General features: G+C 60.5%; 15 protein-coding genes and 1 tRNA gene. 9 read left to right on the top strand and 7 right to left on the bottom strand.

Going from position 1 to position 18,692, the window contains the following annotated elements; translation table 11 throughout:
• The first annotated feature begins 63 nt into the window (after positions 1–63).
• On the top strand, positions 64–726 hold the full coding sequence (locus NW830_RS04960; protein ID WP_414404585.1) for a Uma2 family endonuclease: 663 nt from the start codon (positions 64–66) through the stop codon (positions 724–726).
• Between the two features lie 5 nt (positions 727–731).
• On the opposite strand, the gene NW830_RS04965 is transcribed toward NW830_RS04960, so the two are convergent.
• Entirely contained in the window at positions 732–1,361 is a 630-nt protein-coding gene (locus NW830_RS04965; RefSeq protein ID WP_414404586.1) for a Crp/Fnr family transcriptional regulator, read from the bottom strand.
• Between the two features lie 243 nt (positions 1,362–1,604).
• On the opposite strand from NW830_RS04965, the gene atpC reads away from it, so the two are divergent.
• The 3 genes from atpC to fni all read left to right on the top strand — a co-directional run bounded on the left by atpC (position 1,605) and on the right by fni (position 4,305).
• A complete protein-coding gene (gene atpC, locus NW830_RS04970; protein WP_414360402.1) occupies positions 1,605–2,012 on the top strand; it encodes an ATP synthase F1 subunit epsilon in 408 nt (135 codons plus the stop codon).
• Between the two features lie 101 nt (positions 2,013–2,113).
• Positions 2,114–3,133 carry a thiamine-phosphate kinase gene (thiL, locus tag NW830_RS04975; protein ID WP_414404587.1) on the top strand — a complete coding sequence of 340 codons (1,020 nt, stop codon included), beginning with the start codon at positions 2,114–2,116 and terminating at the stop codon, positions 3,131–3,133.
• 92 nt (positions 3,134–3,225) lie between these two features.
• Positions 3,226–4,305 (top strand): type 2 isopentenyl-diphosphate Delta-isomerase, encoded by a 1,080-nt coding sequence (fni, locus tag NW830_RS04980; protein ID WP_414404588.1) that lies wholly within the window; start codon positions 3,226–3,228, stop codon positions 4,303–4,305.
• A 204-nt stretch (positions 4,306–4,509) separates the two neighbouring features.
• Here fni and NW830_RS04985 read toward each other — a convergent pair whose 3' ends face one another.
• The 3 genes from NW830_RS04985 to NW830_RS04995 form a co-directional block, all read right to left on the bottom strand.
• Positions 4,510–6,123 carry a DUF6930 domain-containing protein gene (locus NW830_RS04985; protein WP_414360395.1) on the bottom strand — a complete coding sequence of 538 codons (1,614 nt, stop codon included), beginning with the start codon at positions 6,121–6,123 and terminating at the stop codon, positions 4,510–4,512.
• A 168-nt stretch (positions 6,124–6,291) separates the two neighbouring features.
• A tRNA-Thr gene (locus NW830_RS04990) sits at positions 6,292–6,364 on the bottom strand.
• Positions 6,365–6,459: 95 nt separating this feature from the next.
• Positions 6,460–7,272, bottom strand: a complete 813-nt coding sequence (locus NW830_RS04995; RefSeq protein WP_414360394.1) for a TPM domain-containing protein — start codon at positions 7,270–7,272, stop codon at positions 6,460–6,462.
• Between the two features lie 219 nt (positions 7,273–7,491).
• Here NW830_RS04995 and NW830_RS05000 point away from each other — a divergent pair, with 219 nt between their 5' ends.
• The gene (locus tag NW830_RS05000) at positions 7,492–9,348 is read left to right on the top strand and encodes a S8 family serine peptidase (RefSeq protein ID WP_414360392.1); all 1,857 of its coding nucleotides are present in this window, start codon (positions 7,492–7,494) and stop codon (positions 9,346–9,348) included.
• Positions 9,348–9,569, top strand: coding sequence for a hypothetical protein (locus NW830_RS05005; RefSeq protein ID WP_414360390.1), 222 nt, complete (start codon positions 9,348–9,350; stop codon positions 9,567–9,569). Before NW830_RS05000 ends, NW830_RS05005 begins: the two co-directional genes overlap by 1 nt.
• A gap of 235 nt (positions 9,570–9,804) precedes the next feature.
• On the opposite strand, the gene NW830_RS05010 is transcribed toward NW830_RS05005, so the two are convergent.
• Positions 9,805–10,815, bottom strand: a complete 1,011-nt coding sequence (locus NW830_RS05010) for an FHA domain-containing protein (protein ID WP_414360387.1) — start codon at positions 10,813–10,815, stop codon at positions 9,805–9,807.
• Between the two features lie 132 nt (positions 10,816–10,947).
• On the opposite strand from NW830_RS05010, the gene NW830_RS05015 reads away from it, so the two are divergent.
• Together NW830_RS05015 and NW830_RS05020 are read left to right on the top strand one after the other, a co-directional pair.
• Positions 10,948–11,433, top strand: a complete 486-nt coding sequence (locus NW830_RS05015) for a CGLD27 family protein (RefSeq protein ID WP_414360385.1) — start codon at positions 10,948–10,950, stop codon at positions 11,431–11,433.
• A 20-nt stretch (positions 11,434–11,453) separates the two neighbouring features.
• Positions 11,454–12,386 carry a bifunctional riboflavin kinase/FAD synthetase gene (locus NW830_RS05020; RefSeq protein WP_414360383.1) on the top strand — a complete coding sequence of 311 codons (933 nt, stop codon included), beginning with the start codon at positions 11,454–11,456 and terminating at the stop codon, positions 12,384–12,386.
• Positions 12,387–12,417: 31 nt separating this feature from the next.
• Here the strand turns inward: NW830_RS05020 and cobS are convergent, their stop codons facing one another.
• Both cobS and rpoD read right to left on the bottom strand, forming a co-directional pair.
• Positions 12,418–13,191 (bottom strand): adenosylcobinamide-GDP ribazoletransferase, encoded by a 774-nt coding sequence (gene cobS / locus NW830_RS05025; RefSeq protein WP_414360381.1) that lies wholly within the window; start codon positions 13,189–13,191, stop codon positions 12,418–12,420.
• 64 nt (positions 13,192–13,255) lie between these two features.
• On the bottom strand, positions 13,256–14,461 hold the full coding sequence (rpoD, locus tag NW830_RS05030; protein WP_414360378.1) for an RNA polymerase sigma factor RpoD: 1,206 nt from the start codon (positions 14,459–14,461) through the stop codon (positions 13,256–13,258).
• A gap of 648 nt (positions 14,462–15,109) precedes the next feature.
• Between rpoD and metH the strand changes: the two genes are divergently transcribed.
• The gene (gene metH, locus NW830_RS05035) at positions 15,110–18,691 is read left to right on the top strand and encodes a methionine synthase (protein WP_414404605.1); all 3,582 of its coding nucleotides are present in this window, start codon (positions 15,110–15,112) and stop codon (positions 18,689–18,691) included.
• The last annotated feature ends 1 nt before the right edge of the window (position 18,692 follow it).

Below are 18,692 nucleotides of genomic sequence, written 5' to 3' on the forward strand. Positions count from 1 at the left end.
CGACTTTGCCAGGACGGGTGATAGGCTTGAGGGGAAGTTCCCCTACCCTGTGAGGGGAGAGCGATGGTTCTTGCCTCAAAGCCAGCCACCCCCCCTATCCTCGAGCGGCACGACGCCACTTGGCAGGACTACCTGACCATTTGCAACCATCCCACCCTGGACTGGCAGAAGATTTCTTTTTACCAGGGCTGGCTGTGGGTCAACATGGGCAAAGAAGGGCCAGAGCACGCCTCCGTCAGCGATTTCATCACCATCATTTTTGGGTTTTGGGCCTTTCTCCACCCGGATGTGCCCCTGCAGTCCTACGGTCGCTGTCTGATTGAGTACCCAGAAACCCATGCCTGTGCCCCTGACCTAGTGCTCTACAAAGGGGAGAACATCCCCAGGTACCAAGCTGGCGAGCTGCGGCGGATTGATTTGCGTTTCCAAAGACCCCCTGATCTGGTGGGCGAGATTGCCGACACTACCCTTGCTCTCGACCTGGACGAGCAGAAGCAGCTTTATGCCAGTCTGGGCATTCCTGAGTACTGGGTCATTGACGTCAAGGGGCGGCGTGTTTTTGCCTTTGCCCTGGCCGAGGATGGGCGCTATCGAGCCATTGCCCAGTCACAGGTGCTGGCAGGCTTGCCGATAGCCCTGCTTGAACAGGCTCTAGAACGCCTGGCCAGCCAGACCAACACTGCTGCCGCCAACTGGCTCCTGCAACAGCTCCAACGCCAGGCTTAAAGCCATCAGGGTGTTTGGGCCAGCTTGATGATGAGATGACGGTTTTTGTCCACCGCGATCCAGCCCTGCTGGCGGAAACGGTTCAAAAGACGGGTGATGGTAACGCGGGTAGTGCCGATGGTGTTGGCCAAGTCTTGGTGGGTAAGGCGCACCTGCAGGCGCACCCCTGTTGAAAGCGGCGATCCCAACTCCACCGCCAGCAGAACCAGCAACTGGCGCAGCCGCTCCTCCACCCGCCGCCGCCCAGCCAGAGCCAGCAGCGCTTCGGTTTGGCGCAGTCGCCGCACCAACTGCTTGAGCAGCCCCTGACTCAGGGTTTCTGAGGCTTCCACCTCGGCTGACGACAGCCGCAAGACATCGACTGCAGTCAAGGCCTTGGCCTGGTAGGGATCCAACCTCGTCAGCGGGGATCCCAGGGGCATGGAGGGGCCAGCAAAGCCCAAAATGGCCTCACTTCCATTGGCATAGACAGTACTCAGCTGCACCACCCCTCGACACACAATCACCCACTCTTCGGGCGGCAGAGGAATGATTTGGCGAGGGCTGTAGGAAGAGAGGCTGCGGCCTCGGTAGAGGTCTTCCAGAAGCTGACGCTCTTGTTTGACCCAGGGGTTGGGCGTCGTTTCAGGTCTCATGGGCTAGCCTCGCTGCTGCTAGGGCAAACTCTGACTTTGGCTAGCGGCCTTTCCCCTGCTGAGGGAGGGCAAGAGGTTGGTCTTAGAGCCAATCCGTGTTCTCGACTACACTTTACTGCTTGCCTTTCCAGATGAAGTAAAGAGGAGGTTATGCTTGGGTTAAGTCTTGCGCTCGGCTAAGAGCAGAGCTGGGTGCAACCGCAATCCAGTAGGATGGGAACAGCTAGCTGCAGGAGACTTGCCGTGACGCTGATGGTTCGCGTGATCACTCCCGACCGCATTGTCTGGGATGCCCCCGCTGAGGAAGTGATCCTCCCTGCCACCTCAGGCCAACTGGGTATTCTGACCAACCACGCTCCCCTGCTAACAGCCATCGGCAACGGCGTGATGCGGATTAAGGCCGACGGCAGGTGGGTGGCCATTGCTGTGATGGGTGGCTTTGCAGAAGTGGAAAACAATGAGGTAACGGTTCTGGTCAACCGGGCCGAGCGGGGAGAACAAGTCGACAAGGCTGCGGCCCAAGCTCTTTTGGAGAAGGCCAACCAAGTTTTGAACACTAGCACTGACAAGCAGGAGCTCCTGCAGGCTAAGTTGGAGCAGCAACGGGCCAGGGCTTTACTCCAAGCTGCCGAAATGGGTCACAAAAGCTAGGGGATGGCGCCGAAAAGCTACCCCTTGGCGAGAGTTGGCTTTCAGTAAAGCCGCCTGTCTGGATGTCTGCAAAGTAGGGTCTTCAAGACTCTTCCAGCTAAGTGTATCCGCAAAGGCTTGATTCCCCTGAGGAGTTTCCCCGTCCCTCTCCCCTTCCAATCTCAGCCATTGGCGAAGCGGGGCTATTGCAGGTGGTGCAGCGCTACTGTCCCGAGCAAGTGGTGGGGGACGATGCAGCAGTGTTGGCTTTTCCCAAAGGCCAGTTGGTGGTAACCACCGATGTCTTGGTGGAAGGAGTTCACTTCAGCAACTTGACCACCCCGCCCCATGCCGTGGGCTGGCGCTCGGTAACCGCCAATTTGTCGGACTTAGCGGCGATGGGAGCTCGCCCCCACGCGTTGGTTGTAGGCCTGGGCTTGCCAGGCTCTACACCCGTGGCCTGGGTGGAGGAGCTCTACCAGGGGATACAGGCTTGTTGCGCCTCCTGGGGATGCCAAGTGGTGGGAGGGGATTTGTGCCGCTCCCCCCAGCGGTTTGTGGCCATTACGGCGCTGGGCTCGGTGCAGCCAGGGCGGGCTGTTGAGCGCAAGCGGGCTCAGCCGGGCGATTGGCTTATCGTCACCGGGCCCCATGGCGATGCACGGGCTGGCCTGGAGTTGCTGCTTCACCCTGAGCAGGGATCCGCAGCCCCGGCAGCCCAGCGGCAGCAGTTGATTGAGGCCCACCAATACCCCCGCCCCCGCCTGGACCTGTTGCCAGTTCTAGAAGCGATCCCTGACCCTATGCGCATTGCCGGCATGGACACTAGCGATGGCTTAGCCGATGCTCTAGTGCAGGTGTGTCAGGCCAGTGGGGTAGCGGCGAGGATCGAGGCGGAGCGGATCCCCATTTCAGAGGCTCTGCGGCAGGCCTTTCCGGCCCAAGCCCTAGAGTGGGCCCTCTACGGTGGGGAAGACTTCCAGCTGCTCCTCAGCGCCGAGCCCTCCCTAGCTCAGTACCTGCTGGAAAAGTTGCCAGGGGCAGCCTGGATTGGGGAAGTCACCGGCTGGGATCCGCAGGGGACGGTGTGGCTAGATAACGGCCAGATCCTCGGCCGCCAGCAGGCCTTCCAGCATTTTTGAGTGGGTCGGAGAAGTTGCAAGCTGGCGCAGCTGGGCCGCTCTGCGTTCACAATCAACAAGTAAACCAGCTGCGTCAGTAGGGATTTTCAACCATGAGCGAGGCTTCCCTTTCCATCTCTGAGCGTAAGCAGGATCACCTGGACATTGTCTTGCGGCAGGATGTAACGGCCAAAGGGATCCGCACCGGATTTGAGCGGTTTTTCTTCGAGCACGTGGCCCTGCCGGAGCTGCTGCTGCCGGAGATCGATCTCAGTTGCCAATTTCTGGGGAAGCGCCTCCAGGCCCCGCTGCTCATTAGCAGCATGACCGGGGGGACAGATACTGCCCGGGAGCTGAACCTATACCTGGCGGCTGCCGCTCAAGAGCTGGGCATTGCCATGGGGGTGGGATCCCAGCGGGCAGCCTTGGAACACCCAGAGCTGGCCCGGACTTACCAGGTGCGCCAGGTGGCCCCGGATATTCTGCTGCTAGCCAACCTAGGCGCTGTGCAGCTGAATTACGGCTATGGTCTGGAGCAGGCCCGCCGGGCTGTGGAGATGATTGAGGCAGATGGGCTTATTTTGCACCTCAACCCGCTCCAGGAAGCAGTCCAGCCTCAGGGGGATCCCGACTGGCGCAATCTCTACCGCCGCATCGAGCAGTTGGTGGCCCAATTGCCGGTGCCGGTGCTGGTCAAGGAAGTTGGCAATGGCCTCAGTGCCCAAGTAGCGCAACGGCTGGCCGAGTGTGGCGTGGCCGCTTTGGACGTAGCGGGGGCAGGCGGCACCAGTTGGAGCGAAGTGGAGGCTTATCGCCAGACTGATCCCTTTAAGAAACGCATTGCTCACAGCTTTCGGGACTGGGGGATCCCCACCGCCTTGGCCCTGCTGGAGATCCGCCGCCTTCTCCCCAACTTGCCTCTGGTGGCCAGCGGCGGCATCCGTACTGGCATCGAGGTGGCCAAGGCCATCCGCCTAGGCGCCGATGTGGTAGGCATAGGCGCCCCTGCCCTGCAGGCTGTCTCCCAAGGGCAAGCACGGGCGGTGGTGGAGAGTTTCCGCGCCGTGATTGAAGAGCTGAGGATTGCTGCTTTTTGCACTGGCTCCGCCAACTTGGCCCAGCTCCGAAAAGCCCCCCTCCGCCGGCAGGATACCTGGGATCTGCTGCCCCCGATAAGCCAAGCAACTCCCTAACTCCTCCCGCTGCCAAGCGTTTCTTAGTCCACGGACGGACTCGCAAGGGCGCTTCCTAGAGGCAAAGCCTTGAGGTTCCGCTTACTTGTTCCTTACAGCCCTGTCCGAGTCTTTACCAGGGTAGGTGCTTGCTTAGTAACCAAGCAACTCAAGTCGCTCGAAGGCTTTTCTGCCCCGCACTGCTCGCGCTAGCGGGACGGAGGGCTACCAAGCTACTCCGCTGTGTCGGCTAACGCGCACCATTGGACCTAGTCCTAACCGCTTGGGGCTGAGGACCTGCATCTCAAACAGGGCCAAAATGTGGTGCACTGGCAGCTCTGCCTGCTGGGAATTGGCCCCCATGGCTATCACCAGCCCGCAGCAACCTCCCGTATCGCGGCAACGCCGCTCCCAGCGCTTGCGAGCCATCGAGTGGGCGGGATCGTCTTCGGGAAATTCACCAAACAAGTGCAGGTCGCAGTTGCCTGTTTGGACAATTTCCAGCTCGTAGCGATGGCCATCGAAGGGATCCACTCCCGTATTGAAACACACCCCCTGGGGGCCCCCCTCACTACGCAGATTTTCAATCAATTGCTTGGCCTTGGAGCGGGAGGTGCGCACAATCACTACCGGCAGCCCTTCCCCCCTCTGCACCAGCTTGCTCTGCGGCAAGGGATGCACTTGCCCTGCGCGGCGCAATACCTCCACCGTGGCCCATGGCAGCAGCCCCAGACCCAGCTGTGCTCCCTCAGGCAACAAATCATCTCGGAGCAGGGCTTGGGTGGGTTTCTCGTCCTCCGCTTCTAGCGCCAGCAGCTCTGCCGCTACGTCGGGTAGGGTGCGCACCTGCACGGGCAGGGTTTCCTCCTCCCTTTGGGGATTGGGAAGGCAATACTGCCCCTGACACGGCTGAAAGCCCTTTTCCAGCTTGCGGCGGTACTGCTTTAAAAAGCGATGCAAGGCTTCCAGGGCCACCGCCAAGGTCGCTGCCTCCTCTTCCTGTAAAATAACGCGCAAGCCCTCTAGCGGGTGAATAGTGCCGAAATTCGGCTCAATTTCCTCGGGATCCAGTTCTGCCAAGTCCAAGTCTGGCAGGTCTTCTAGTTCGGGATGGCGAGGTTGAAAGGTGACGTAGAGACAGTCCTGCCTCAGAAAGGCTTCCTCCATCTCAGGAGTGGGCACTTGGCCGGCCTGCTGGCGAAACTGTTTGAGGGAGGACAGGGAGCGATAAAAAAGCACTCCATACTCCCTTCCTGAGCGCCCCAAGACCGAGACGTAGAGGGTTTCGATGTCCCAGTGATGCAGCTCGATGGCCAGAATTTGGTGATCCTCTAGATACTCCCAGGGAGCATCCTGCCAGATGGCAAGGGCTTTGCCAGCCACGAGTTCTGCGTAGTCTTCTGGAAGAGGTGGTGGGATCTGCCCCTGAGCCTCAGCAAAACTCTGCAGGATCTCCTCGATCAGCGGCAGTTCTGGCTGGTATTCCACTTTGATATTCAGCTCGTGCAGAATGCCGCGCAGGAAAAACTGCACCTCGCGGTCGCGCACGACGATTTTCTGGGGACGAGCCGGCAAGGCCCCATTGGGCCGCTCCATGGCCGCGATCAAGGCCCGCACCATGGGTTCCATGCCAGAGCCGGCAGGCACCACCTCCATAGCTCTCACCACCCCCTGGACGCCGTCCACCCAGAGAATGCATTCCCCCTCGGCCAAGCTGGAAAAAGTCTGGGAGCCAACGACTAGCGAGCCTGGCAGGCGGTGGCGATCCCCTTCCCACACGGAAGGAATCTGGGGTAGCTTTTGCAATCGACGAACCGTAGCAGCTGGCAGACCCGACATAGACCTCCCGAGACAACAACAACCCAAAGGCTAGGTGGCTGCCCTGGGTGGGGCTGACCCTCTCCTTCGACAGGGGTACCCCTCCAGCCAATCTAACCGACCCTAGAGAGGCCGGGCTCCCCCTAGAGAGAGGGGCCGAACAGACTTGGGTAAAGAGCAGAAATTCCAAGCTGATGGTCAGATTCGAACTGACGACCGCTCGATTACAAGTCGAGTGCTCTACCAACTGAGCTACATCAGCAAGCTTCAGTTACCCATAGTAGCACTTTTCTGGCAGATTGCCCCCTGCCTGCCAGCAGGGGGGATTTAGCGGAGAGCAGGAAGAGGGAAGGGAAGTTACTGGCGATCTGGCGCCGGCTGGGCAAGGGGAGCTAGGTAAATGACCAAAGCTCCTGCCAGGAAGCCCAAGATATTGCGCACCACCGGCAGCCAATCCCGAGTGCGGGTAACCACGGGGCCGAGGCCAAAGGCCCCAAACAAAATAAACCAGAGGGGAGAAATCAGCAAAGCCCAACGCCAGTTAAACACCTCCTCCGCGTGGCGGGGCTTGCCGGCGAACCCAAAGACGATCCCACCCAGGATAGAGGTAATCAGCGTCAGGATCCACTGCTCCTGCGGCAGCCCAGGCACTACCCGGCAACCGCCTTGGCGAAAACAGCGCTCCAAAACATCAACCGCTTCCAGAATGGCCTGCTGGGCGCCGTGCTCCTGCACATAGAACTGGTTGCCGAAGCGAGACTGCAGCTCGATCCAAAAGGTGCGCGGCAGGATCTCCCGCACCGCATCCCCCACGTTAAAGGCCAGCAAGTTGCCTCCCCTGGGATCGGCCACCATCAAAACGCTGCGCTCATTTAGGCCCCAGTACTCCTTCACTTGGCGGCCTGGGGTTTGGTCAAACTGGGTTAGCACGCGCAGCTTCCAGCCGGTTTCCTTCTCCAGCTGGTTTAGATGCTCGGCCAATTGGGCCTCCTGACTGCTGGTCAACTGATCCGCCAAATCCAAGACCGGCACAGGCGGCTGAGGCAACTCCATCGGCACTACTGCCGGGGCAGGCTGGGCCCAGAGCGGGGATCCCCCACCCAGCCCAATCCACAGCCCCAGGCAAAAGCTCACGCCGATGCAAAGGATCCTTTGCCACTGGATGTTCATGCTGCTCCCTCTCTTTACAAATGCCGAGATCCTGAAAACTGATATTAAGAAGTGTTTCAAGCTCTTGCAGATCCATCATGCCCTGGAAGCCAACATTCAGCCAGAGGGAGGTCTTTCTGGGCAGCTGCAGGGAAGAGGATCAGCAGGCGCCTTCCTGGTCAATTGCCCACCTAGAGGGCATACTGGTGGCAACAACTTTTTTGGATCCCGAGGGCGTGCATGATGAAACTTAGACGCTGGTTGGGTCTCTGCTGCGCTGGCCTCATGGCCCTGCTGTTGACGGCCTGCGGCGAGGGATCCCCTCCCTACGACAGCATCGTGATTAATTTTGTCAACACAGCCACTCCCAGTGAGATTGCTGCCCTTGCCAAGGCGTACAACTTAACGCTGCAACCCAGCAGCAACAGTGCCTTTGCCCGCCAAGAGGTTATCTACCTAGCCAATGGGGATGCCACTCACCCCAGAGCTACACGACAGCTAATCCAGCGGCTTCAGCGGGAAGCCCTGGTTGAGTATGCCCACCCCAACTACCAGTTCCAGGCCGCTTTTGTGCCCAACGATCCCCTCTATTCCCAGCAGTGGAACCTGCGGGCCATCCGCATGCCCGCAGCCTGGGACGTTTCCCAGGGAGAAGGGGTGACGGTAGCCGTGGTGGATACCGGGGTAACACGGGTGCCAGATCTGGCCCAAACCGAATTTGTGAAGGGCTACGACTTTGTGGATGACGATGAGGATCCCAGCGACCTCAATGGCCACGGCACTCACGTGGCGGGCACCATCGCCCAATCCACCAACAACGCCCTAGGCGTGGCCGGGGTCGCCTTCAAGGCCAAGATCATGCCGGTGCGGGTGCTGGATGCCAACGGCTTTGGCTCCCTCTCGGATGTGGTGGAAGGGATCCGCTATGCGGTTGACCATGGCGCTACCGTCATCAACCTCAGCTTGGGTAGTCGTGCCTCCGCCCAACTGATGGAAGAGGCGGTAGCTTACGCCCACAGCAAGGGAGTGACCCTAGTTGCAGCTGCTGGTAACGAAAACTCCAACCAGGTAAGCTACCCGGCTCGCTATCCCCATGTCATTGCCGTCTCCGCCACCGGCCCTGATGGCAGCAAAGCTCCCTACTCCAACTACGGGGTTGGCGTGGATATTGCCGCTCCTGGTGGGGCTAAGACTCCCGAGCACCCTGAGTACGGCATCCTGCAGCAGACCATCAACCGCCGCAACCCCGACGAGCCCATCTTTGCCTACTTCCAAGGCACCAGCATGGCTGCCCCCCATGTGGCTGGCGTAGCGGCCCTGATCCAGGCGCAGGGCATTAAAGACCCGGACAAGGTGGAGGCCATCCTCAAGATGTCGGCTGCCCCCGTGCCCGGTGACAAACAGAACTTCTACGGCGCTGGCCTTCTGGACGCAGCCAGAGCCCTGGCCCGAGCCAGGGGTCAGCAGGAGGAAAACCCCCTGGTGCTGTGGCTAAAAGACTTCCTCCAGTACCTAAACAACAATGGCTACCTCAACCCGCGCTTCTGGTTTGACGGCGGCCCCATTGCCTTGGTGCCTAAGCTGGTGATGGTGGTGGGCGGCTACATCATCCTAGTGCTGATTCGCTGGTGGCTGGCTCCCAAGCCTGTACCGGCGACGGTGCCGCTGGTAGCAGGGATCCTCCTGGGCAGCGCTGGCCTCTTCCCCCTGCAAGGGTTGGCCATCGTCGGTTTCCCCCGCTGGCCCTTACAACTGCTGGGCAGCTCCCTGCCAGAGCTGGGCACCGCCTTGGCCCAGACCAACGCCCTGAACCCCTTGTTTGCCAGCGTGGTGATCCCTGGCCTGTTGATGGTGCTCCTCCTGGGACATCGGCGCTGGCGCTGGGCAGTCGTCGGCCTCTCCATTGGCATGGCTTCCCATCTGCTCCTGTCCAGCTCCCTGTTCTATGAGGGGGTACTATGGCTTGGATCCTCTGCCTGGTTGGGGCGCTCCTTCTTGCTCCTCAATGGTTTGCTCTGCCTGGGCTTGGCCTATTTGGGAGCGCAAGCCATCCTGGAGTCGCAGCCCAGCAGCAGCGGTTTGGCCCTGAGGAAGTGATGCAAGAGTACAGCGGTACCATCCAGTTCCTGGATATCGAAGGAGGGGTGTGGGTGCTGACACTCCCTTCCGGCCAGCATTACGCTCTCTTCCGCGCCCCCAAGGAGCTGCTGCAGGAAGGACTGCAGGTCACCATTCAAGGGCAGGTTAAGGAGGAGGTGGTGACGCTGGCCCAGGTGGGGCCGGTCCTGGAGGTAAAGAGCTTCCGGACCCAGCCTTAGCCATTACAGCCCCGAGCAAATGTCCCAGGGATCCCCCGCAAGGCAGCCTCTGCCTTTGAGTTACTGGGCGGCTCCCTCCAGGCTGGCCCCCTGCCAATTGGAGTAAGGCGACGGGCCTGCCCTTCAGATCCTGCGCTGCCGAATTTTCCTAGCGGCCCTCTCCAGACCGGTAGCTAGTTAGCTCCGCGCTCAGGAGCTTGACAGCGGCTTTCCCCCTATCGACAAAAGAAGAGGTCTAGGAAGCAAGAAGCGCTTGCAGAGAGCGGACATCACAGCAGTACACCTGATGCGGGTGGGCATACCCTTTTAGCTCCACTACCTCCTGGGAAAAGCAAGTGGCCACCTGAGCCAGCTGTTGGGTCAAGTAGGCATAAGTGTTCTGGCTGATGGCCAGGTCAGTGTTGAGGGTGCGGGTGGCACTTTCCAGACGAAAGGCCAGGTTGACGGTATCGCCCAAAGCCGTGTACTCCTGGCGACTGGTGTTGCCTACCTGGCGCACGATGGCTGGGCCGGTGTTGACCCCTGCTCCCAGACGCAGGGGAGAGGGCAGGGGGAACTCGCTGTTCAGTTGTTCGGTCATCTGGAACAGCTTCACCAGGGCCTGCAAGACCGACTTCACGTCGAGCTTGAGCTCCACCTGGTCAGCTGGCAAGGGATCCGCATGGGGTGCATGGAACCAGACAGCCATGATGGCGTCGCCAATGTATTTATCGACGCTACCTCCATGCTGCTGGATAATGTCGCCGCCCTGCCGGAACCACTCGCCCATCACCTGGGAAAGTAGCCGCTCGTCCAGTTGCTGGGTTAGTTGTCCGTAACCGCGCACGTCAACTACGGCCACCGAAATTAGCCAGCGGGTCTGCAGCACCAGGGTGTCGGAGGGCTTGCCAGCAGTGCCGGGTTCTGGGCTGGCCAGGGATCCGCTGTGAAACTCAAGCTGGGATTGGCCCAGGGTCAGGCGATCCCCGTCTTGCAGCAGCGTGGGAATGCTGATGCGGCGATTGTTGACAAACGAGCCATTGCGGCTGCCCAGATCGATGAGATAAATGCTGTGGTCATCTAAGTACTGCAGCAGGGCATGCTGGCGAGAGACACTGGGATCGTTAAGGACAATGGCGTTGCCTTCATCGCGGCCCAGCGTCCAAGCTGTGGCTCCGGCAAGGATGTACTTCCTCTGACTGCCGTCTGGCTCTCTTAGGATCACATAGGGAGCAGAGGTAGCAGCAGGTTCGCCTGGGAGGCTCATGGTAGGAGAGGCAAGAGAGGCAACCACACTCTAATACGATACTCCTTTCCCCTGCGGCTAAACCGCAGCCAGGCTGGGCTTGGCGGGCCTCAGGCCGAGGAGTATCATGTTGTGTAGATACGTTAAGGCCCTATGGCGGCTCCTTCCCATCCCATTCCTGCTGAGCAGCAGCCCCTGCGGCAATATGTCGAGCTGAGGGAAGCTGTTCTTTTTCGTTGGCCAACCCTGGCCTGGCTCCCTTACTTGCAGCGGCTCCTAGCAGTGTGGGGAGCGCTGGCAGTAGGGGTTGGGCCCCTGGTTTGGGGCAGCTTTGCAGGCGATTGGAGCCACTTCACCTTGGCAGGGGTGCTGGGAGCTAATGCCTTGCTGGGCCTACTGCTGCTCCACCTCTACTTGGGCTGGGCGTACGTGCGGCGGCGCTTGGCGCAGGCGCGGATCCCTTACGAAGAAAGCGGCTGGTACGACGGGGCAATGTACGTCAAATCGGAAGAGGAGCTAGCTCAGCACCGGCTAATCGTCCACTATCAAATTGAGCCGGTGCTGCAGCGCCTACGACGCAGCTTGTGGAGTGTGGTTGGGCTAAGTGGACTGGCGGCCTTGCTTTGGCCACTCTGGTAGGAAGAGCCAGGGGGAGCCCGGTGCATGTAACTTCTGATTTGGCTCAAACCTTGCGGCCCACGGCCGTTGCTATTGGGAACTTCGATGGCTTGCACCTGGGCCATCAAAGGGTACTGCAGCCAATTCAAGCGTCCCGACGGGGGGTGCGCACCGTCCTTACCTTTCATCCTCACCCCCAAGAGGTGCTGACAGGCCGAAAGCACCTACTACTCACGCCGCCGGCGGAGAAGCTGGCTCTATTGGCCCAGATGGGCTTTGAGCAGGTGGTGTTGCTTCCCTTCACCCCTGCCTTGGCTCGCCAGACTCCCGCCGACTTCATCCAGACAATTCTTGAACAAGGGTTGCACGTTCGCCACCTCAGCGTGGGCTGGGACTTTTGCTTTGGCCACCGCCGCGCCGGCAACGCCCAAACTCTGCAGGCCTGGGGATCCAAGTGCTGTATTCCAGTAGAGGTGATCCCGGAGGTGCAACTCAACGGGGAGCGGGTAAGCAGCTCCCGCATTCGTGCTGCCCTGGCTACAGGGGAAGTGGCAGCCGCTGCAGAACTCTTGGGTCGCCCCTATCAGCTCATTGGAGAGGTGGTGCCAGGGGATCGCCGGGGGCGAGAGCTGGGTTTTCCCACCGCCAATCTGCGCTTGCCACCCGAGAAGTTCTTGCCCCGCAACGGCGTGTACAGCGTTTGGGTGAAGGTGCCCGCTGCCGCAGGAGACCTGCCGGGAGTGATGAACATTGGCTATCGTCCCACCTTTGGGGGGTGGCGGCACACGGTTGAGGTGCATCTGTTGGATTGGACGGGCGATCTCTACGGGCAGGAGGTGCGGGTGGCGCTGCGGGGCTTTATCCGTCCAGAGCAGCGCTTCCCCAGTGTGGCGGACTTGATCCACCAAATCCAGCAGGATTGCCAAGTGGCCCGCCAACAATTGGGCTTGGCTGAGCAGGTGGGTCTGCTCTAAGGCCTTCCCCCCGGCCCCAAAGAAAGGGGGACTAGGAGGGCGGGAGCAGGGATCCCCACAGCAGGGCTATTGTCTCCGACCACTCCACGGTGGCCCCGTAGGTATCCCCCGTGTGTCCCCCCAATTGGCGGTAGAGCCAATGGCCCACCGCCAGGGCTCCCAGAGCAGAGCCCAGGGTCCAGAGGAGGAGGGGCCGCCAGGCCAAGATCCCAGTTCCCCCCAGAGCTGCCGTAGTAACCAAGAGGAGGAGGGTGCCTGGCCAGAGGGATCGCGGCCAAGAGGTGGAGTCCTTAAGGAAGCGGGCGGATCCCTGCTCCCGCAAATAGGGGTAGAAAGCGATGGCCAGTAACTGGCCCCAGCGACCCCAGGCTGGCACCACGAGTAGGAGGGGCCAGACTTGCAGGCTGCTTAGGGCAGCAAACTTCAGGAGCAGCACCAGCCCCAGAGCCAGCACTCCGTAGGCTCCTGTGTGGCTGTCGCTCATTACCTGTAGGCGGTGGGCATTGCGGGTGAACTGCTCTGGGTTGGCCGAGCTTTTGTGGATATTGACCGCCAAGCCATCGGCGGTATCAGCCACCCCATCTAAGTGCAGCCCCCCGGTTAGCACCACCCACAGCGCTACCAGTAAAGCTGCCCGTACCCCAGGCGGAAACACCTGGAGCAGGAGGGAGGCCAACAAGAGGATCCCACCCAGGAGCAAACCCACCGCCGGCAGCCAGGCGGCAATGCCCTCAAACTGGAGCTCCCCTGTCTGTCCCAGGGGCAAGGCGGTGTAGAAAAGGAGAGCTGCCCAGAAGCGCCGCACTGGCTTGTCCTTAGTGAAGTTTAGCCTCCGAGGATTTTCGGGAAAGCAGTTCCAGTAGACCCAGCTAGCGGATGTACTCCCTCAATACACTGTTGCGATTGGGATGGCGCAGCTTGCGCAGAGCCTTGGCCTCAATCTGCCGGATTCGCTCCCGGGTGACGTTAAAGATTTGGCCAATCTCCTCCAGGGTTTTCATGCGGCCATCATCCAGCCCATAGCGCAGCCTCAACACATCCCGCTCACGAGGGGTGAGGGTTGCCAAGACGCTTTCTAGATCTTCCCGCAATAACATCTTGGCCACCCGCTCCTCAGGAGTTTCTCCCTCGGACTCGATAAAGTCTCCCAGCCGCGAGTCCTCCTCTTTGCCAATAGGCGTCTCCAAGGAAATAGGCAGCTGAGCCGACTTCGCAATGAAGCGCAGCTTCTCGATGGTGATTTCCATGCGAGTGGCAATCTCCTCTTCGGTAGGCTTGCGGCCCAACTCCTGGGAAAGCTGCTTGGTAACCTTCTTGATGCGCGAGATGGTCTCGTAGAGGTGGACCGGCAGGCGAATGGTGCGGGATTGATCAGCAATGGCGCGGGTGATGGCCTGGCGGATCCACCAGGTGGCGTAGGTGGAAAACTTGTAGCCCTTTTCGTGATCAAACTTCTCGGCTGCCCGGATCAGGCCTAGGGATCCCTCTTGGATCAGGTCCTGAAAGGACAGGCCCCGGTTCATGTATTTTTTGGCAATGGAAACTACCAGCCGCAGGTTGGACTGCACCATCTTTTCTTTAGCCCGCCGCCCCTGGTGGAGGCGCCGCCGAAATTCTGGCAAGGACATTTTGACTTCCTCTGCCCACAGGGTCTCCGGCACCTCCTCGGGGCTGGACCAGAGGCCCATCCGCTCGAAAACCGCTTCCCGGGCCCGCTCTAACTCCAGCAGATCGGCAATTTTTCGCGCTAGCTCAATTTCTTCGTCGGGCCGCAGTAGGCGAATGCGCCCAATCTCTTGCAAATAGACGCGAACCGAGTCGTCGGTGTAGAGCTTTTTCTTGCTGGCCGATCTGCGTCTTGCGTGGCCCTTGGCAGCAATAGCTTCATCCTCTTCTTCGAGGGATTCTTCGTCGCCCTCCTCCTCATCAAAAGCCTCAGGGTCACTGGCATCCAGTTCAAACTCGAGGGGATCTGCTCCATTGTCTGCATCCAGAGGGATGGAAGCAGAGCTTTCCAGATCCGGGTCGAGAAGAGCCGTCTGACCAGACTTCACCAACTCCTTTGCTTGAACCATGCTGAGTTCCTCGTGACGCTAACCACAGACCAGTGGAGGCGACTAAGAGATTCTAGACGCCAAGGCAAAAGGTCCCCGCTCCTCTGCAGCCCAAGACGCCAGGTCAAGGGCGTCGAGTTCCGCCGCCCTAGGCCCCGCTTGCCCTAGGCAAGCTGGCCCGCTTCTAGACAGCCGAGGGCTTGGGTCACGCTCGCAGCAGCTGGGGCTCATGGGGTCTAACGAAACTGGCGCAAAACTCCCTGAATAGGCGGCCGCCTCGAAATGGGGGAGGCGTGCTTTTGCTCTTCCTGGCGCAGGGCAGGGTACTTCCTGAGAGGGCGAGAGCCCTCCCAACGCCTAGAGGAAGGAGCCTTCTACAGCAGCCGGCAAGGGACCTTGCTGGCAGTCCCTGCAGGCAACTGTAGCCGTTCACACCAAAATGTCTTCCCTAAATTAGCCCGCCCTTGGGGAAACAGCAACGGGGCAGGTGAAGAAAATCTAAACTTTGTCCCGCCGCTTCCAAAGGGATCCCTGCTAGTCCAGGGAAGTGGCTCAATGCTACCTTAAATCAGGCTTTAATCCACCTTGATCCCTGGCTAAGCCGTGAGGCCTATGACCCATCCCTTCCTACAGCACCTCCAGGAACGCGTGATTGTCTTCGACGGGGCGATGGGGTCCTCCCTGCAGGCCCAGAACCTGACGGCAGCCGATTTTGGCGGGCCGGAGCTAGAGGGCTGTAACGAGATCCTGGTGCTGAGCAAGCCGGAGGCGGTGGAGCATGTCCACCGGAGCTTTCTAGAGGTGGGGGCTGACGTCATCGAAACCAATACCTTTGGCGCCACCTCGATTGTCTTGGCCGAGTACGGGATCCCGGAAAAAGCCTACGAGCTCAACGTGGCGGCAGCGCGGCTGGCCAAGCGGGTAGCCACCGAGTTCTCGACGCCGGAAAAGCCTCGCTTTGTGGCCGGCTCCATTGGCCCCACCACCAAGCTGCCCACCTTGGGGCACATTAGCTTTGACGAGATGCGGGCTGCCTACAAGGAGCAGGTGCGGGGGCTCCTCGACGGCGGGGTGGATCTGCTCATCATCGAGACCTGTCAAGACATTCTGCAGACCAAGGCGGCGCTGGTGGCCGCGGGTCAGGGGTTTGCCCGGCGCGGGATCCGCCTGCCGGTGGTGGTGTCCCTGACCTTTGAGGTGCAGGGGACGATGTTGGTGGGCACCGAGATTGGGGCAGCGCTGGCCATCCTGGAGCCCTACCCCATCGATGTGCTGGGCCTCAACTGCGCCACCGGGCCGGACAAAATGGCCGAGCACATCCGCTACCTCTCCCGCCATTCCCCCTTTCCCATCTCCTGCATCCCCAACGCTGGCCTGCCGGAAAACATCGGCGGCAAGGCCCACTACAAGCTAACGCCGGAGCAGCTGCGCTTCCACCTGGAGCACTTTGTGCGGGATCTGGGGGTAGCGGTGGTGGGGGGCTGTTGCGGCACCCGCCCAGAGCACATTGCCGCCCTGGTGACAGCTGTTCAGGGGTTGCGGCCCAAACGCCGTGCCGTTGAGCGCCTCCCGGCTGCCGCCTCGATCTACTCGCCCCAGCCCTACCTCCAGGACAACTCGTTTTTAATCATCGGCGAGCGCCTCAATGCCAGCGGCTCCAAGAAGGTGCGGGAGTTGCTCACCGCCGAAGATTGGGAGGGCTTAGTGGCCATAGCCCGTGAGCAGGTGCGGGAGGGAGCCCACATCCTCGACGTGAACGTGGACTACGTAGGCCGGGATGGAGTGCGAGATATGCGGGAGCTGGTCTCGCGGCTGGTGACCCAGATCCCGCTTCCCCTGATGTTGGATTCCACCGACTGGCAGAAGATGGAGGCCGGCCTCAAGGTGGCCGGAGGCAAGTGCCTGCTCAACTCCACCAACTACGAGGATGGGGAAGAGCGCTTTCTCAAGGTGTTGGAGCTGGCCAAGACCTACGGCGCCGGTGTAGTGATCGGCACCATCGACGAGGAGGGCATGGCCCGCACCGCCGAGAAGAAGTTTCAGATTGCCGAGCGGGCCTATCGCCAGGCGCTTGAGTACGGGATCCCGCCCTACGAGATTTTCTTTGACCCGCTGGCCTTGCCCATTTCCACCGGGATGGAGGAGGACCGGGCCAACGGGGCAGCTACCCTGGAGGCCATCCGCCGCATCCGCCAGGCTTTCCCCGAAGCCCACATTCTCTTGGGTATCTCCAACATTTCCTTTGGGCTCTCGCCAGCAGCCCGCGTGGTCTTGAACTCTGTGTTTTTACACGAGTGCCGCCAGGCCGGGCTGGACGCTGCCATCGTCAGCGCCGCCAAGATCCTGCCCCTAAGCAAGATCCCGGAAGAACAGCAGCAGGTGTGCCGGGATCTCATTTGGGATCGGCGGCAGTTTAACGCTGAGGGCCTCTGCACCTACGATCCCCTGGCGCGGCTGACGGAGCTGTTTGCAGGGGTCTCTAGCCAGGAGCTGCACGCTGCCGGATCCCTGGCCAAGCTGCCGCTGGAAGAGCGCCTGCGGCGGCACATCATCGACGGGGAGCGCATGGGCCTGGAGGAAACGCTGGCAGAGGCGCTGCAGAAATACTCCCCGCTGGAAATCATCAACACCTTCCTGCTTGACGGCATGAAGGAGGTGGGGGAGCTTTTTGGCGCCGGCAAAATGCAACTGCCTTTTGTGCTGCAGTCGGCAGAAACCATGAAGGCGGCGGTGAAATACCTAGAGCCCTTCATGGAAAAGGTGGGCGGGGAGGTGTGCAAGGGTACCCTTTTGATTGCCACTGTCAAGGGGGATGTCCACGATATCGGCAAAAACCTAGTGGACATCATCCTCACCAACAACGGCTACAGGGTGATTAACCTGGGCATCAAGCAGCCAGTGGAAAACATCATCGAGGCCTATGAAAAGTACAAGCCTGACTGCATTGCCATGAGCGGCCTCTTGGTCAAATCAACTGCGTTCATGAAAGAAAACCTGGAAGTTTTTAACGAGCGGGGCATCACTGTGCCTGTCATTTTGGGGGGAGCTGCCCTCACCCGCCGCTTTGTGGAAGAAGACTGCCGCCAAACCTACAAGGGCCAGGTCATCTATGGCCGCGATGCCTTTACCGACTTGCACTTTATGGATCGGCTGATGCAGGCTAAGGCGGCCGGGCGCTGGGATGACCGGCTGGGTTTTCTGGATAACTTGGAGCAGCCAGTCGACGGCCAGAAAGAGGCTGCGGCGGTGGATCCCACCCCACCCCCCCCGGAGACCCCTGTGGGCGCTGCTCCTGCCCTTGCGGTCTCAGCTGGCGATGGCGGGGCAGACACCCGTCGCTCCGAGGCGGTTACCCTCGATACCGAGCGGCCCATCCCGCCTTTCTGGGGATCCAAAGTTCTTGCCTCCGACCAGATCCCTTGGCCAGAGGTCTTCTTCTATATCGACAAGCAGGCCCTGGTGGCCGGTCAGTGGCAGATCCGCAAGCCGCGCGACCAGTCAGCTGAGGAATTTGCCCAGTTTCTTGCTACCCAGGTGGAGCCGGTGATTGCCCACTGGCAGGAGCGGATCCTAAGCGAAGACCTGCTGCACCCACAGGTGGTCTATGGCTACTTCCCGGCGCAGGCGCAAGGGAATACGTTAATCCTCTTCGACCCGGCCAGCTTCCCCGAGCTGTTTGCCCTAGAGACCGACTCTACCACCTACTTCCAACTGCCAACCGTCGAGCGCCCCCAGCTTTCTCCCCAGGTACGGGAGCTGGCCCGCTTCACCTTCCCCCGCCAAAAGGGCGGCCAGCGCCTCTGCATTGCCGACTTCTTCGCCGATTGCTCCACCGGTCTGGTGGATGTTTTCCCCATGCAGGCAGTTACCCTAGGACCAGAGGCCACGGCCCACGCCCAGCGCCTTTTTGCTGAAGGCCAGTATACGGACTACCTCTACTTCCACGGCCTGACCGTCACCCTGGCAGAAGCCTTGGCAGAGTGGTGCCACGCCCGTATCCGGCGGGAGCTAGGGTTCGGCCACGAGGACAGCCCTGACATTCGCCAGATCCTCCGTCAAGGCTACCGCGGCTCTCGCTACAGCTTCGGCTATCCTGCCTGCCCCAACCTCGCCGACCAACGGGTTTTGTTGCAGCTGCTCCAGGCTGAGCGCATTGGCCTAAGGATGGACGAAAGCGAGCAGTTGGATCCCGAGCAGTCCACCACCGCCATCGTCGCCTACCACCCGGCAGCCCGCTACTTCAGTACCTAGG

Origin of the sequence: Synechococcus sp. OH30 (genome assembly GCF_047462175.1) — a bacterium.
In the GTDB taxonomy this organism is placed as follows: Bacteria; Cyanobacteriota; Cyanobacteriia; order Thermostichales; family Thermostichaceae; genus Thermostichus.

What these genes read in the sequence shown, in the direction of transcription:
- metH (WP_414404605.1), top strand. Translation starts at nt 15,110, where the DNA reads ATGGGGTCCTCCCTGCAGGCCCAGAACCTGACGGCAGCCGATTTTGGC.
- NW830_RS04965 (WP_414404586.1), bottom strand. Translation starts at nt 1,361, where the DNA reads ATGAGACCTGAAACGACGCCCAACCCCTGGGTCAAACAAGAGCGTCAG.
- NW830_RS05010 (WP_414360387.1), bottom strand. Translation starts at nt 10,815, where the DNA reads ATGAGCCTCCCAGGCGAACCTGCTGCTACCTCTGCTCCCTATGTGATC.
- NW830_RS04960 (WP_414404585.1), top strand. Translation starts at nt 64, where the DNA reads ATGGTTCTTGCCTCAAAGCCAGCCACCCCCCCTATCCTCGAGCGGCAC.
- fni (WP_414404588.1), top strand. Translation starts at nt 3,226, where the DNA reads ATGAGCGAGGCTTCCCTTTCCATCTCTGAGCGTAAGCAGGATCACCTG.
- NW830_RS04995 (WP_414360394.1), bottom strand. Translation starts at nt 7,272, where the DNA reads ATGAACATCCAGTGGCAAAGGATCCTTTGCATCGGCGTGAGCTTTTGC.
- NW830_RS05005 (WP_414360390.1), top strand. Translation starts at nt 9,348, where the DNA reads ATGCAAGAGTACAGCGGTACCATCCAGTTCCTGGATATCGAAGGAGGG.
- NW830_RS05000 (WP_414360392.1), top strand. Translation starts at nt 7,492, where the DNA reads ATGATGAAACTTAGACGCTGGTTGGGTCTCTGCTGCGCTGGCCTCATG.
- NW830_RS04985 (WP_414360395.1), bottom strand. Translation starts at nt 6,123, where the DNA reads ATGTCGGGTCTGCCAGCTGCTACGGTTCGTCGATTGCAAAAGCTACCC.
- NW830_RS05015 (WP_414360385.1), top strand. Translation starts at nt 10,948, where the DNA reads ATGGCGGCTCCTTCCCATCCCATTCCTGCTGAGCAGCAGCCCCTGCGG.
- rpoD (WP_414360378.1), bottom strand. Translation starts at nt 14,461, where the DNA reads ATGGTTCAAGCAAAGGAGTTGGTGAAGTCTGGTCAGACGGCTCTTCTC.